The sequence below is a fragment of the Roseibium sp. SCP15 genome (genome assembly GCF_040329435.1).
GTDB lineage: Bacteria > Pseudomonadota > Alphaproteobacteria > Rhizobiales > Stappiaceae > Roseibium.
This window is the reverse complement of sequence record NZ_JBDZYI010000001.1, coordinates 1032697-1047635: the sequence shown is the minus strand read 5'-3', so window position 1 is coordinate 1047635 and position 14939 is coordinate 1032697. Positions and strand designations below refer to the sequence as shown.

Below are 14939 nucleotides of genomic sequence, written 5' to 3'. Positions count from 1 at the left end.
CACCCCCAACCGGTCGAACCGAGTGTCGTCTGCCTTCGGGGGATGATGCGAACTTTCGAATAATTCTAAACAGGGTTCTAGAAACTTGGAGGCTAAGAGTCAAGTTTAGACTTACGGGAAACCACGTATCCAGAACTCAATTTCCCGCGCCCCACTTCGCGGCGCGACAATATGACAAGGACATAGCGCTTCATGCCTGAGGTGATCTTTAACGGTCCCGCGGGCCGGCTTGAGGGCCGGTTCCACCCCGCGAAAAAACGCAACGCCCCCATCGCACTCGTATTGCATCTGCACCCGCAATTTGGCGGGACGATGAACAATCAAATTGTTTATCAGATGTATTACATGTTCGCGCGGCGCGGTTTCGCGGTGCTCCGGTTCAATTTCCGCGGCGTTGGGCGTTCACAAGGTACTTTCGATCACGGACAGGGCGAATTGTCGGATGCGGCAGCGGCGCTCGATTGGGTTCAGACCGTCCATCCTGATGCACGTGCATGCTGGATTGCCGGCTTCTCCTTCGGAGCCTGGATCGGAATGCAGCTGCTGATGCGCCGCCCGGAAGTTGAAGGGTTCATTTCCGTTGCTCCGCCTGCGAACCTGCACGATTTCTCGTTCCTGGCACCTTGTCCATCATCCGGACTGATCGTTCATGGCGACAACGACAAGGTCGTGCCGCAGAAAGATGTTCAGACCCTGGTTGACAAGCTGAAAACTCAAAAAGGCATCGTGATCGACCACGAAACCATTCCAGGCGCCAATCACTTCTTTGAGAATGACATGGATGACCTGTTGGAACGTTGCGGCAATTATGTCGACGGCCGGTTGGGGCTGACGCCTGACGACTACATCGACGTAGACTGATATCCCTTGCTTGAAAAGCCCGCCTTACGGCGGGTTTTTCTTTGCTCGTTGCGAACCACCGAATTACCCGTTTCAATCCGCTAAATCTGCAGTCATTCATTCGATCATAAAATCAGCCAATTCATGGACACTCCAGACTATCGTCCGGCGCGGCTCGACGACTTCGCCGGCCTCGTTGATCTTTACAGAAACCTCAGCTCCGACGATCACGTTGCCTCGGAGGATCTGCAAAGGACAACCTTCGCCCAGATGCTCGCACACCCGGGTCTGACGGTTCTGGTTGCATCTCTGGAAAGCCAGCTCTTGGCAACACTCACGCTTATCGTTATTCCAAATCTGACACGTGGATGTGCACCTTACGCATTAATCGAAAATGTCGTCACAAGGATTGAGTATCGAGGCTTGGGCATAGGCAGACGCTTGATGGAAACTGCCCAGCAAAGCGCCTGGCAGTCAGGTTGCTACAAGATCATGCTGATGTCGGGTGCACAAAACCAAAAAGCCCACGCATTTTACGAACGCGCAGGCTTTCAGAAAAGCAAAACGGGATTTGAGTTAAGGCGACCGGGATATCCTTCTCGCAAACTGGACTGAACCGCCAGACTGCTATCCCTGGAACGGCTTCTTTCGCGGCACTCCCGGTCCTCTATTGACGCCATCGTCCGGACCTGCAAGGGGGTCTTCCCCTTCGGCCACAACCCCTTGAATGGGTGGCCCGGCATAGTCTTCTGGCGGCGGCACATTCGAAGCCAGCTTACAATTGGTGAGCCAGATATCGTAGACTGCATGCTCGACCGCATGAAGACCGGGACTTGCCGCATACATCCAACCGGAAAAGATCCGGCGAACTTCGTTATTGAGCGTGATTTCATCAACCTGGACGAATCCCGTCGTAAGAGGCGATTCCGTCTGAGGGCGCGTGTGGCAGACCCTCGGCGTCACCTGAAGTGCGCCGAATTGTACCGTTTCACCAATGTAAACGTCGAATGAAATGATGCGGCCTGTAATCTTGTCGAGACCGGAGAAGACAGCGACCGGGTTCTCGATCTTTTCAGCCGAAACGGAACCGGTCAGCCCCAGAACGGAAGCAACAGCAATGCCGGCTGCCGCCCAAACTCTTATTGCTGTTTTCATTGTGTCAGACAATCCCGCCATCAAGTCTCGAAAGATTCTCTGGTGCCAAGCATACTTAAGTTCTTCGCCGACGCGCTAGCACCTAATTGCGGCCCGGAAAAGACAATCGCCATATCCGGGCCAACCAGGACAGTTAGCCGATCTCCGCCAGACGGTTGAGAGCAACTTGGACCTTTTCAAGTTTTTCTTTCGACTCGGCGACTTTCTCCCGCTCACCCTGAACCACTTCGTCCGGCGCCTTTTCAACGAATTTCGGATTAGAGAGTTTCTTCTCGACCTTGGAGATTTCGCCTTCGAGCTTGCCAACTTCTTTCGCCAGTCGCGCCTTTTCAGCATTCAGATCGATGACACCAGCCAGAGGCAAACAAATGGTAGCCTCGCCAACGATGATCTGGGCAGAGCCGGACGGTGCAGTGTCCGCAAGGCTTACCGTTTCAGCACGCGCCAGTCGCAAGATCGCAGATTCATGCGTTTTCAGACGCGCTTTCGTCTCGTCATTGGCTCCAGTGATGACAACCGCGACCTTTGCCCCGGCCGGAACGTTCATTTCTGCACGAACCGAACGGATTTCGGAAATCAATGAAACCAGCCAATTGATTTCCGCAGCTGCTTGGTCATCGGAAACCTTGGCCTCCGGCCAAGCTGTCAGCATCAGCAGTTCGTCAGCCTTCACACCTTCATCGCCAAGACGCTCCCACAGCTCTTCCGTCAGGAACGGCATGAATGGATGCAAGACTTTCAGAATTTCGTCGATGGCCCAAGCGGTGGTGGCACGGGTTTCCGCCTTTGCGGCCTCATCCTCTCCGTTGAAGATCGGCTTGGCCAGCTCCAGGTACCAGTCGCAGAACGTGTTCCAGGTGAAACGGTAGACCGCGCCTGCCGCGTCATTGAACCGATAGTCTTCCAACGCGTCCGTTACTTCGGTAATGCAACGGCCCATTTCTGTGGCGATCCAACGGTTCAACGTATGCTGAGCCGCGGCGGGATCGAATCCAGCAACACGCGCACAGCCGTTCATTTCAGCGAACCTGGATGCGTTCCAGAGCTTGGTGGCAAACCTCTGCCCGCCTTCTGCCGCCTGATCGGACATACGCAACATTCTGCGTGCCTGCACTTCCTGGCTGGCAAGGGCAAAACGTGTCGCGTCAGCCCCGAAACGGTCAATCAGATCCAGCGGGTCGATGACATTGCCCGTCGACTTGGACATCTTCTTGCCCTTGCCATCGACAACGATCGAATTGAAGTAGACCGTGTGGAACGGAACTTCGCCCATGAAATGGATGCCCTGCATCATCATCCGCGCAACCCAGAAGAAGATGATGTCTAGACCTGTGATCAAGACATCGGTCTTGTAGTAGCGCTCGAGCTCCGGTGTTTCATTCGGCCAACCAAGCGTCGAAAATGGCCAAAGGGCGGACGAGAACCAGGTATCAAGGACATCCTCGTCCCTTGTCAGCGATTTTCCACCTGCCATTTCAGTTGCTTGTTCTTCGGTCTCGGCACAGTACTCATTGCCTTCTTCGTCATACCAGACCGGGATCTGATGCCCCCACCAAAGCTGACGTGAGATACACCATGGCTGAATGTCGTCGAGCCAGTTGAAATAGATCTTGTCGGCATTTCCAGGAATCAGCTTCGTGGAACCGTCCTTAACCGCCTGCAACGCTGGTTCGGTCAGTTTCTTGGCGTCGACAAACCACTGGTCGGTCAGCATAGGCTCGATGACCACTTTCGACCGGTCACCATACGGCTGCATGATCTTCTTTGCCTCGACGAGAGGCAGTTCTACAGGTCCTTCGACATCGGCTTCAAGCGGACGGACGATTGCACGCCCAAGAGGATGCCAGTCCGGCGCCTGCCCCTTCATCCAGGCTACGTCCGGATGATCCGCCGGGACCATGACGGCGAGCCCTTCTGCTGTAATCTGCTCAATTACACGCTTACGCGCTTCGTAACGATCCAAGCCGCGCAGGTCGTCAGGAACGATGTTGATGAGATCGACCTCGTTGATCGTCATCACAGCGCCATCAATAATCGCCTGCGCCTTTGTTGCCTCTTCCGCGTATGGTGCACCATCGGAGCGCATGGCTCCCTTGGTATCCATCAAACGGTACATCGGGATTTTGTTTCGCTGAGCAACACCGTAGTCGTTGAAGTCATGCGCCCCGGTGATCTTGACCGCTCCCGAGCCAAAGTCCGGATCGGGATATTCATCGGTAATGATCGGGATCAGGCGGCGTCTTTCCTTAGGACCGACAGGAATTTCGCAGAGCTTGCCGACAATCGGTTTGTAACGTTCATCATCCGGATGAACTGCGACAGCGCCATCACCGAGCATGGTTTCAGGACGCGTGGTGGCGATTGAAATATAGTCGCGTGTTTCGCGGAGGGTGATGTTCCCCTCTTCGTCCTTCTCGACATATTCATAGGTTTCGCCACCGGCCAACGGGTACTTGAAGTGCCACATGTGGCCGTCGGACTCGATATTCTCGACCTCAAGGTCCGAAATCGCGGTTTCGAATTTCGGGTCCCAGTTCACTAGCCGCTTGGACTTGTAGATCAGCCCTTCGTTATAGAGATCTACAAAGACCTTCAGAACAGCCGCTGATAGATTGGGCGACATCGTGAACTCGGTTCGGCTCCAATCGCAGGATGCACCAAGCCGTTTAAGCTGACCGAGAATTGTTCCTTCGGACTTGCGCTTCTGCTCCCAGACACGTTCGACGAAAGCTTCGCGCCCCATTTCCCGGCGGCCCGGCTGCTGTGTTTCCATCAGCTCGCGCTCGACAACCATCTGTGTCGCAATGCCAGCGTGATCGGTTCCAGGTTGCCAGAGAACGTCAAACCCCTGCATGCGCTTCCAGCGGATCAACACATCTTGCAGCGTGTTGTTCAACGCGTGGCCCATATGCAGCGAGCCTGTCACATTTGGAGGCGGAATTACGATGGAAAAGGCAGGTGCGCCATCCTTGGCGCCAGCACCGGCCTTGAAGGCCTCCGCTTTTTCCCAGGTTTCGTAAATCCGCGGCTCAACGCTGGCCGCATCGTAGGTCTTATCCAGCATTTGGGTCACTCAAAGGGGAAAGTTTCCAGAAAATCGTGAGTTCCCGTGTAAATCGGATGCGTCCGCTCAAGTCAACAGCCTTAGTCACCCAAATTGCTGCTTTTGATTTGAGAATGTCAAAGCAGTGAACATGTGGACTTGGGCTGCTCGCCAATTCCTGCAATAAACGCAGCATGTCCGTTTCAATTCGTGCTCATCATCTGCTTTGTATGTTGACCTATCTCGGCAAGGGATACACGCCTGCCTTCGTCGACAATTACAATCTCATCGTTAAGCGGTTGAACGCAGGCGAAGAAATTGCCCTGATCAATGGACCGGACGAAATCTGCCAACCGATGCTCGAAGAACCTGGTTGTCATTGTCACAATCAAAGCGTTCGCGATCGCGACCGCCAGGCATTGATGGATATTGGACGAAGCCTTGGCAAACACATTGAGCCGGGAAATGTCCTAATCCTGACAAAAATAGATATCGACTTGCTCAGGAACGAGTTTGCTCGCGGCGCACTGCGACATGCATGCAATGGCTGTGAGTGGTACGATATGTGCACTGAAATCGCCAAAAACAGGTTCAGGGGCTGCCGTCTCCGGCTACCCCTGCACTGATCCCACGCCAGGTTCTCTTACCTGCGCCGCGTAACTCTCTGAATTTCCTTTTGAACCATTTGCTCCACCATTCCCGGCAGGTTCTGGTCCAACCAGGCCTTCAGCATGGGGCGCAGCATTTCCTTGACCAGCTCTTCCACAGTCTGCGCCTGGGAACCGACAAACATATTGGAGAGATTGTCAAACGCAGCATGAACGGCTTCACCGGTGTTGTTTGAGGTGAGCGGCGCATCATCCGCTACGGTCGGCAGATCTTCAGGGACCGGTGTCGTCGCAATTGTTGAAACCGGTGCGGGGGCCGGTTCAAACTCCGGCTCGACTTCGATTTCTGGCTCAGGTTCCGGCTCCGGTGCAGGCGGTTCCGCAAAGGACAAGTCTCCTTCCGGGCTATCGAAGTCTTCGGCCAGTCCCTCCACCATTTCCATGGTGTCGTCTTCAGAAACAGCCAGTTCTTCGGTCAGCTCCAGGACGTCATCGTCCGATTCATCTTCTGCCGCGTCCGCTTCCATTGCGGCAGCCATGTCATCAGCATCTTCAGAATCGTCTTCTACCGTATCGCCACCTGAATCGCTGTCCATATCAAACAGCTTGTCCAGGTCGTCCTGAGACATTTCGGAGGCACCGTCCATCTCGTCTGCCGCCTCTTCTGCTGGAGTTTCTGTTTCTTCACTAGCCTTGGCTTCTTCAGCCTCTGCTCCCTGGGCGTCTTCATCGGAGATAATCCGGCGTATCGATGCGAGGATTTCCTCCATCGACGGCTCTTCAGCCTTCTTCGCCTCAGCCATGACTTCCCCCGTACTTCTCGGTCACTTCACGCAACACCCGGTCGCACCTGAATGATTCGTTAACCGAAATTATGCGGTTCAACGCCACATGCGCAAAGTCAGCACATTCGTTAACAATGTCTTTTCCCCTTGAAAGTCTCCGACCGGCCCGGCCAGAAATCGGAACCGACACCATAGGGCTGTGGACTGCAGCTTTGCACAACACACGTTGCAGCAAACAAAAAAGCGGCTGAAACGCATATCGTTTCAGCCGCTCTTTTAGACCATTATGCCAGCAGGTTACCGGCCGTCGGGTGTCCGCAGACCAAACCATTGATCGCGTACAGCTTGATAATGCTGCTTCGGCTCGTATCGCGCCACGTTCAGACCAAGCGACCCGGCATCAAGCTGGCCGACAGAAGCAACCAACTGATAGCCACCCACGATCCGATTGCGCTGCGCGGTAACCAGGTTCGACTGCTGGGTAACAAGTTCACGCTGTGCATCGAGCACGTCCAAAGTCGTTCTCTGCCCCACACGCTGCTCTTCGATCACACCTTCAAGCGCCAATTTCTGTGCTTCAACTGCTGCTTGCGCGGCGATAATTGAGGCCTCGGCTGCCTGATAGTTTCCCCAAGCGGAAATGACATTCGCCCGAACCTGATCGCGCGCCACATCGAGCTGCAACCGCGTCTGCCCCAAAGATTCCTTCGCCTGACGCACGCGTGATGACACACCACCGCCCTGGTAGAGAGGAATGCTAACGTTACCGAATATCTGGGCGTTGTCCGTAATATCAACGGTGGACGAAGATCCCCAGCTACGGGAGATGCTGCCATCCAAGGTAACGGTTGGCAGCAGTTCACCTTCGATCGCCTTGATATTGAATATCGCAGCGTCAACCTGATGCTCTGCCTGACGTATCAGAGGCTGGTTGGTCTCGCTGAGCTGAAGAGCCTCGTTGACCGACTTCGGAACATAACGGCTGATTCTTGTATCAGCCGAAAGGTTGTTGGCCTCGATACCGACAACCTGCCGGTAGATAGCCCGACTTGTATTGAGATTGGCGAGCGCGGTGTTCAGACTTGCGCGCGCTTCAGCCGCACGCGCTTCAGCCTGGCTGACATCAGTCCGAGTACCTTCACCGACATCGAACCTGTCACGTGCGGCTCTCACCTGTTCCTGAAGGAAGGCTAGGTCGCTGCGTTGCAATGAAACCAGCGCCGTATCCCGGATCACATCTACATAAGCCGTGGCTGCGTCGAGAAGAGTATCCTGCTCAGTCGAGTTCAGACTTTCACGCTGAGCACGGACAACAGATTCTGCCTGACGCGTGGAGTTGATCGTCCGAAAGCCGCGGAAGATGGTCTGACTGATCGTCATGGAGATCGACGCGTTGTTACGATAATCGACGAAGCTATCCACGCCGGAACGGATTCGGCCAGCAGATGCACCTGCAGTAACGGTCGGACGCCAGCCGGCAAGAGCTTGCGGAACGTTTTCATCGACACCACGCAACTGCGCGCGCGCCGCATTCAAAGTGGGATTGTTGGCATAAGCAAGTGCCAGAGATTCCCAGATAGTCTCCGCCTTCGCAGCGGAAAAGGATGCACCTGTCAAAACGCTAGCGGCTACCCCACCCATGAGCCCCAACGTTACAACCAATGCCTTTGGTGTTGATCGGCCAGACACCCCACACTCCTTCCGGGTCAACGTCAACCTACTTGAACATGTTGAGTAAACTGACGGCTTTCATTGTTCAACCATTTGAGAGCTCGTTGATCACAAGATTGTCGGTTTTTCTGAGAGTGCGGCCAAATAGCAACAAGTCTGTTAACCTTTTCGCAGAAATCCTGCTATTTTAACGAGAAACGCCCACCAGGGTCGGCGGGCGTTCTGGAACTCAAACAAGCGGTTCAAGGTTTAAAAAACGAACTCGGCTTCCTTTGCGAAACCGGGAAGGATCGCAACCGATGCGTTGAACGCGAATCGACTGCTCGCAACGTCACCTGACTTTTGATAGAGCCGAGCAGCACCTGCTCCCCCACGCCCTTCGATGACTGCCAACCTGCCGTCTTCTTTCAACTGGTCGGTAAAGGTGCTCGGCAGCACTTCAACCGCTCCGTCGACAAGAATGACATCGTACGGCCCTTCAGCGGCGTACCCCTTCACAAGTGGACCTTCAACGACCACAGCGTTCTCGATGCCAAGGTCAACCAGGCCCTCCGTGGCAGTTTTTGCCAGGTCTTCATTTTCCTCCAGGGCAACAACAGACGCCGCCAGTTTCGATATGACAGCAGAGCTGTATCCTGTACCGGCGCCAACGATCAGCACGACGTCGCCTTCCTGTATTTCGGCCAACTGAACCAGCTTGCCGAAGATATGAGGCTTCATCAGAACGCGTCCGGAATCAACCGGGCCGATCGGCAGGTCTTCGTCGATATAGGCAATAGCCTTTTTTGAAGCGGGCACGAAACGCTCCCGTGGCACCGTCTCCATCGCGTCGAGGATACGGTGGTCGGTCACATCGTTGGTTCGCAACTGGTTGTCCACCATCTTGCGGCGGGACTGGCTAAAGTCCGTCATATCGGCCCTCACTTTGACATGCCGGTTGCCCGGCGCCTCTTGAGACCGTTCATTAACGAGGCAATGGCGGCCTGACAAGCTGTCGAAGCAACAGTTTCTTGCAATTCCGTCGGCAACTCGCTGAAATTGACCGCGTTGTTTTGATGCAGGCCAAACTTTCAATTGCCCGCTTTTCCGGCGAGATTGAACTTAAACCTGAATGTCTTGGAAATGGAGGCCCCGACCGGAATCGAACCGGTGTACACGGATTTGCAATCCGCTGCGTCACCACTCCGCCACAGGGCCCCTTGGTGGTGTGCCGCGCCTTATCAATCAGTTATGGAGGAAGGTCAAGAGCGGATTTCGATTGAAAGCCGATTTTCCGGAGACTGTCCGGAATTGCGGCGACATCTGCCTGTGGACATTTCCAGAACTCCTAACCTGAGTATCGAACACGTGCGCAAGACTCGCGCCTGAGTGAAACATCACCTTTTTCTTGACCGCGGGTAAGGAAATTGCTGATGCTGTTGTAATGAAAGAACCCAGTTTCAGTATCGGCGTTGAAGAAGAGTACCTTCTGGTCGACAAAACAACCCGGAAATTGGCAAGCTCCCCTCCGCAGGAGCTGTTCTCTACTTGCGAAAGCGCTCTCGAAGGCAGGGTCAGCCCCGAGTTTCTGCGATGCCAAATTGAAGTTGGCACTCCAGTTTGCATGACCCTTTCAGAGGTTCGCGCGGAGCTCGCCTACTTCAGAAAGACCATCGCCCGGGAAGCCGCTGCCTATAATCTCGCTCCGATCGCATCGTCAACGCACCCGTTTGCGGAATGGACGGATCAGCCGCATACAGACAAGCAACGTTACAATGAAATTGCCCGTAGCATGCAAGTCGTGGTCAAGCGAATGGTCATCTGCGGCATGCATGTTCACGTCGGCATTGAAGATGATGAGTTGCGGATCGAGCTCTTCAATCAGATGGCTTACTTTCTGCCGCATTTGCTTGCACTGAGCACCTCGTCCCCGTTCTGGCGAGGCCGGCGATCCGGGCTGAAATCATATCGGCTGTCGGTTTTCAACGAGTTGCCGCGTACAGGACTGCCTCCAAAATTCGAGAGTTACTATGAATATCAACACACTGTCGACATACTGACGCGAGCGGGCGTGATTGAAGATGCCACCAAGATCTGGTGGGACCTGCGCCCATCGAACCGCTTTCCGACCCTGGAAATGCGAGTTACCGATGTCTGCACCCGCCTCGATGATGCGATAGCCATCGCCGCCCTTTACCGATGCCTTTGCCGAATGCTCTTCCGGCTGCGCCGCGCAAATCAGAGCTGGCGCCGGTATTCGCGCTTCTTGTTGGCGGAAAACCGATGGCAGGCACAAAGGCACGGCACGGAGGCCAATCTGATAGACTTCGGCCGCAACGAACCCGTCGCGTTTGTCGATTTGGTTGAGGAGATGATCGAACTGGTCAGACCCGACGCAAGCTTTTTTGGCTGCGAGGCCGATCTTGAACATGTCCGTGTCATTGCTCAGCGAGGAACCTCTGCGGAGCAGCAGCTGAAAATTGCAAAGACAGCTGCCCCAGAAGGCTTGTTACCGCAAGAGATGCTCGACGAAATCGTCGACCACCTGATCAGCGAGACCCAAGCCGGTCTTTGACAAATTGGTTCAGTCTGATTTTCGGTCGCTTCTGGCAGGTGTTCCGTGCGCCTTCAGATGAAAGTGATCCCTTGTCCCGGTCAGAACATAGGCGAAATCGTCAATCTCCGAAATGACAGCTTCAGCCGAACGGGACAACCCCGATCTTGGGCGCATGCAGCGTCTGGCTTCGATCAACGAAGATCTTGCCTGTGCCAATGCCTGCAAGACCTCCTGCCGATCGATATCCTTGAGTTCCCGGGTACGTCGGCTGCCTGCCATTTCCTGATCCTTCTACCAATCAAATCTATTAGTTCTTGCTTTGTTCTATTATCTGAACTGAAGAATCCCTGTCAATTTGCGTTTCTGACAATGAGGTGTCGCATCCGGCCATGACCTCCTTGTCGAAATGGGGTAGTTCTGGCCGAAAGCAACGATGTGTCGTTGAAACGAATGACATTTTCTAGGCCGGTCCAAATTGCGGAAGGAGTATTTCGTGGAACACGGTGGTGACCTCACACTGGCGATCGAACGCTTCGGTGGCACGCAAGACGGTTGGCTGGACCTGTCAACAGGGATCAATCCTCACAGCTATCCAATTCCGAAGGATATTTCTTCAAATGCATGGTCTTCTCTTCCTGCGAAGGTAGCCGAAGAGAGGCTCATATCTGCAGCTCGACAGGTCTATCACGTTCCGGAAAAACTTGGCCTTGTTGCCGCACCGGGCACTCAGCTGCTTCTTTCACTTCTTCCGCTGATACTGCCCGAAGGCCCTGTCGCCCTCACCTCACCGACCTACACCAGTCACAAGACCGCCTGGACCCGGGAAGGCCGCGCGCCGGTGGAACTCTCAAGCATCTATGCGCTTCCTGCGGACGCCAAGGTGGTGCTGCTTGTCAATCCGAACAATCCGGATGGTCAGCTTGTCGACGTCAAAAGTCTCCTGGAAATCGCGCAGACGCTGACCGCGCGCGGAGGTTACCTGGTCATCGACGAAGCCTTCGCGGACGTTGTTCCGGGTGCAAGCCTTCTGCCGCATATCACTGACGAGAATGTTCTGGTGCTTCGTTCGTTCGGCAAGTTCTTCGGCCTTGCCGGTCTTCGCCTCGGTTTCCTCGCGGCCCCCAACACCGTAACGAAACGCGTTTCAGATCTGCTGGAAAGCTGGTGCCTTAGCGGTCCGGCGCTGGAGATCGGCACCAAAGCCCTGCGCGACGAGAGCTGGCAGGACCAGATGACCCGTCAATTGATCGAGGAAATGGCAGACCTCACCGTTCTCTTGTCAGAACGCGAACTGAGTGTGTTCGGCGGTACACCTCTTTACGCATTGGCAGGATTGCGCAATGCCAAGGGCCTGCACGAAGCCCTGGCCCGCCGGCACATCTGGACGCGCATCTTCGACTACGCCCCAACCTGGATACGTTTCGGTCTTCCGGGAAGCCCGGAAAACTTCGAACGCCTTTCTGAAGCACTTGCGGATGCCAAGAAAGAGCTCTAACGAGCTCAGATGCTGATTTACGACCATGCCCTGTGGCTGCTTCTGGCAGCCCTGTTGCTTGACGCCATCATCGGAGACCCGGATTGGCTGTGGCGTCGTCTGCAGCATCCGGTTGTATGGATCGGCCGTGTCATCTCAGCGCTTGACGCACAGCTGAACAAGTCTTCGTTCTCGCCATCTCAGCGTAGGCTCGGCGGGCTCGTGAGCCTGGTGTTCCTGTTGATTGGTGGCTTGCTCGCAGGCGCCGGACTTCATTTCGTCTGCGAGCGCATTCCCTTTGGTGACATTCTTGTCGTGGTCATCGCTGCTGTTTTCATCGCCCAAAAAAGCCTCTATCTGCACGTGGCTGCTGTTCGCGATGGACTGGTCTCGGGCGGACTGGAAGGTGGGCGAAGGGCCGTTTCGATGATTGTCGGACGTGATCCCAATCAGCTCGATGAGGCAGGTGTTTCCCGCGCTGCAATCGAGTCTTGCTCGGAAAACTTTTCCGATGGTGTGGTGGCACCGGTTTTCTGGTTCGCAGTACTCGGATTGCCTGGGCTTCTCGCCTACAAGGCTGTGAACACAGCCGACAGCATGATCGGTCACAAGAACGAAAAGTATTCAGACTTTGGCTGGGCTTCGGCTCGATTTGACGATTTGATCAACCTACCGGCATCGCGACTTTCCGGTCTGTTCATCGCATTGAGCGCCCCGATTGCAAGCGGCTCAATCAAAAATAGCCTGTCCTGTATCTTGAAGGATTCAGGCCAACATCGTTCACCCAATGCCGGATGGCCCGAGGCCGCGATGGCAGGTGCCTTGAACCTCGCTCTCGCAGGGCCGCGAGTCTATCCGGGATATACGGTGGAAGACCCTTACATGAACCCGTCCGGCAGGAAGGCCGCGTCTGCGCATGACATTTCGCGTGCATTGTTGGTAATAGTGAGTGCGTCTTGCATCCAAGGATTGCTGATTGCAGTTTTAGCAATTGCATTCTTAACCATGTGAACATGAAACGAGCGACGTCGGAGACCGTTTCCTATTTGCTTTTCGCAATTTCCAGCATTGCAGAGACATCCATCGTGCTCTCAAGATGCGCAGCCAGCTCATCCAGTATCTTGTCGATGCTCAGGTCATAAGCCAGTTCGGAATTCACGCCAAAATTTCCAAGATAAGCCGAGCGGAAAGAGTCTTTTGAAAAAAGGCCGTGGACATAGGTTCCATAAACACGTCCGTCAGACGATACCGCTCCATCCGGTCGATTGCCGGACAACAGCATCATCGGATTGCTGCAGTCCGCGCCGGTTGTGCGGCCGATATGAATTTCATATCCGGAGATGGCAGCTCCGCTGGCAACGTGAATTCCTTCTGCCGGAACAGTCGACTTTTCCGACGTAAGTACCGTATCGACATTGAGGAAACCCAGCCCCTCAACGGTTCCGGGCGCTCCCTCGATGGCTTCCGGATCCGAGATTGTCTTGCCAAGCATCTGATATCCGCCGCAGACACCAAGAATGTGTCCGCCACGACGATGGTGGGCCTTGAGATCAATGTCCCATCCCTGCGCCCGAAAGAAGGCCAGATCTCCGACTGTCGATTTGGAGCCCGGCAAAAGAACCACATCGGCATCGCCCGGCAAGGGTTCACCGGGCTGAACAAGCTCAAGGGTCACCCCTTGTTCCAGACGTAGTGGATCCAGGTCATCAAAATTGGCAATTCGCGAAATCACGGGAACAACGATTTTCAACCCGCCATCGCCAAGACCATCCGACAATCCCAGAGCATCCTCGGCAGGAAGTTTAGCGGCATCGCCGAACCAGGGCACAACACCTAGGCCCTGCCAGCCGGTGCGATCGGAAATCTCGCGCATGCCGTCATCGAAGAGGCTTGGATCTCCTCGAAACCGGTTGATGAAGAAGCCCCTTATCCGCTGTTGCTCCAGTGGGTCCAGCACCGCATGAGTGCCGACGACAGATGCAATAACTCCACCCCGGTCGATATCGGCACAGAGTATAACGGGGAGATCCGCCGCTTCGGCAAAGCCCATGTTGGCAATGTCTCCGGCCCGCAGATTAATCTCCGCCGGGCTGCCGGCACCTTCCACGATCACGATGTCTGCTTCTGAAGCTGTTTTTGAAAAACTCTCCATTACCTTTGGAAGTAATTCTGCTTTTTGCTTTCCGTACTCACGTGCTCGCATGGTCCCAAAGCGTTTTCCCTGAACGATGACCTGCGCACCTGTGTCTGTCTCCGGCTTCAAAAGTACCGGGTTCATGTGAACTGACAATGGAACCTTGCAGCCCATGGCCTGCAATGCCTGGGCGCGTCCGATTTCGCCTCCGTCTGCAGTTACGGCGGCATTGTTCGACATGTTCTGAGGCTTGAACGGCCGGACGGACAAACCACGGTTGGTGAACAACCTGCACAGCCCGGCGACGATCAGACTTTTGCCGACGTTCGACCCCGTTCCCTGAACCATCAATGCAGGTGTCGAATTCTGCCCAGACCCTTTTGTCATGAAGTCGTTTCTTGTTTCAGCGGTGCGGCACCGTAAGGCCGGAATTCTTGAGGCACCGGAAGATTTGCCAGGCGAAGCTCAAGCAACAACCGGATGCTTGGTCGAACGGCGAAGAGAATCGACCCCACAAGGAAGAGCCAGGTACCTGCAAAAACAAGGTTCGGATAGAAGAAAAAGATACTGCCTACAATAAAAAGCGCTGCCGCCCAAAACTCCACCAGTGTTCGATACAGTTCGTATTTTCGGACCAACTCAGCATGTGCCGGTGAAGCCGATCGAATGCTGTGATCAAAGAGCCTGCTCATG

The 14939-nt window shown here is 54.8% G+C and carries 14 protein-coding genes and 1 tRNA gene; 6 read left to right on the top strand and 9 right to left on the bottom strand.

Annotated elements, in window-relative coordinates; translation table 11 throughout:
- The first annotated feature begins 192 nt into the window (after positions 1-192).
- Together ABLO27_RS04730 and ABLO27_RS04725 are read left to right on the top strand one after the other, a co-directional pair.
- A complete protein-coding gene (locus tag ABLO27_RS04730; RefSeq protein WP_353030839.1) occupies positions 193-861 on the top strand; it encodes an alpha/beta hydrolase in 669 nt (222 codons plus the stop codon).
- Between the two features lie 123 nt (positions 862-984).
- On the top strand, positions 985-1455 hold the full coding sequence (locus tag ABLO27_RS04725; RefSeq protein ID WP_353030837.1) for a GNAT family N-acetyltransferase: 471 nt from the start codon (positions 985-987) through the stop codon (positions 1453-1455).
- 12 nt (positions 1456-1467) lie between these two features.
- Here ABLO27_RS04725 and ABLO27_RS04720 read toward each other — a convergent pair whose 3' ends face one another.
- The gene (locus tag ABLO27_RS04720) at positions 1468-1995 is read right to left on the bottom strand and encodes a DUF2155 domain-containing protein (protein WP_353030835.1); all 528 of its coding nucleotides are present in this window, start codon (positions 1993-1995) and stop codon (positions 1468-1470) included.
- A gap of 133 nt (positions 1996-2128) precedes the next feature.
- On the bottom strand, positions 2129-5059 hold the full coding sequence (locus ABLO27_RS04715; protein WP_353030832.1) for a valine--tRNA ligase: 2931 nt from the start codon (positions 5057-5059) through the stop codon (positions 2129-2131).
- Between the two features lie 173 nt (positions 5060-5232).
- Here ABLO27_RS04715 and ABLO27_RS04710 point away from each other — a divergent pair, with 173 nt between their 5' ends.
- Positions 5233-5664: a DUF1284 domain-containing protein gene (locus tag ABLO27_RS04710; protein ID WP_353030830.1), complete on the top strand. Its 432-nt coding sequence runs from the start codon at positions 5233-5235 to the stop codon at positions 5662-5664.
- Between the two features lie 17 nt (positions 5665-5681).
- On the opposite strand, the gene ABLO27_RS04705 is transcribed toward ABLO27_RS04710, so the two are convergent.
- The 4 genes from ABLO27_RS04705 to ABLO27_RS04690 form a co-directional block, all read right to left on the bottom strand.
- Complete coding sequence (locus tag ABLO27_RS04705) at positions 5682-6449, bottom strand: PopZ family protein (RefSeq protein ID WP_353030828.1); 768 nt, start codon at positions 6447-6449, stop codon at positions 5682-5684.
- 279 nt (positions 6450-6728) lie between these two features.
- Positions 6729-8072, bottom strand: coding sequence for a TolC family outer membrane protein (locus ABLO27_RS04700; RefSeq protein WP_417714751.1), 1344 nt, complete (start codon positions 8070-8072; stop codon positions 6729-6731).
- A 279-nt stretch (positions 8073-8351) separates the two neighbouring features.
- Positions 8352-9014 carry a protein-L-isoaspartate O-methyltransferase family protein gene (locus ABLO27_RS04695; protein WP_353030824.1) on the bottom strand — a complete coding sequence of 221 codons (663 nt, stop codon included), beginning with the start codon at positions 9012-9014 and terminating at the stop codon, positions 8352-8354.
- Positions 9015-9225: 211 nt separating this feature from the next.
- A tRNA-Cys gene (locus tag ABLO27_RS04690) sits at positions 9226-9299 on the bottom strand.
- A 226-nt stretch (positions 9300-9525) separates the two neighbouring features.
- On the opposite strand from ABLO27_RS04690, the gene ABLO27_RS04685 reads away from it, so the two are divergent.
- Positions 9526-10656 (top strand): carboxylate-amine ligase, encoded by a 1131-nt coding sequence (locus tag ABLO27_RS04685; RefSeq protein ID WP_353030822.1) that lies wholly within the window; start codon positions 9526-9528, stop codon positions 10654-10656.
- Positions 10657-10665: 9 nt separating this feature from the next.
- On the opposite strand, the gene ABLO27_RS04680 is transcribed toward ABLO27_RS04685, so the two are convergent.
- Complete coding sequence (locus tag ABLO27_RS04680; protein ID WP_353030820.1) at positions 10666-10917, bottom strand: hypothetical protein; 252 nt, start codon at positions 10915-10917, stop codon at positions 10666-10668.
- Between the two features lie 214 nt (positions 10918-11131).
- Here ABLO27_RS04680 and cobD point away from each other — a divergent pair, with 214 nt between their 5' ends.
- The gene (gene cobD / locus ABLO27_RS04675) at positions 11132-12133 is read left to right on the top strand and encodes a threonine-phosphate decarboxylase CobD (protein WP_353030818.1); all 1002 of its coding nucleotides are present in this window, start codon (positions 11132-11134) and stop codon (positions 12131-12133) included.
- A gap of 9 nt (positions 12134-12142) precedes the next feature.
- A complete protein-coding gene (cbiB, locus tag ABLO27_RS04670) occupies positions 12143-13123 on the top strand; it encodes an adenosylcobinamide-phosphate synthase CbiB (protein WP_353030816.1) in 981 nt (326 codons plus the stop codon).
- A gap of 31 nt (positions 13124-13154) precedes the next feature.
- Here cbiB and ABLO27_RS04665 read toward each other — a convergent pair whose 3' ends face one another.
- Complete coding sequence (locus tag ABLO27_RS04665; protein ID WP_353030814.1) at positions 13155-14633, bottom strand: cobyric acid synthase; 1479 nt, start codon at positions 14631-14633, stop codon at positions 13155-13157.
- Entirely contained in the window at positions 14630-14938 is a 309-nt protein-coding gene (locus tag ABLO27_RS04660; protein ID WP_353030812.1) for a YrhK family protein, read from the bottom strand. Before ABLO27_RS04660 ends, ABLO27_RS04665 begins: the two co-directional genes overlap by 4 nt.
- Between the last annotated feature and the right edge of the window lies 1 nt (position 14939).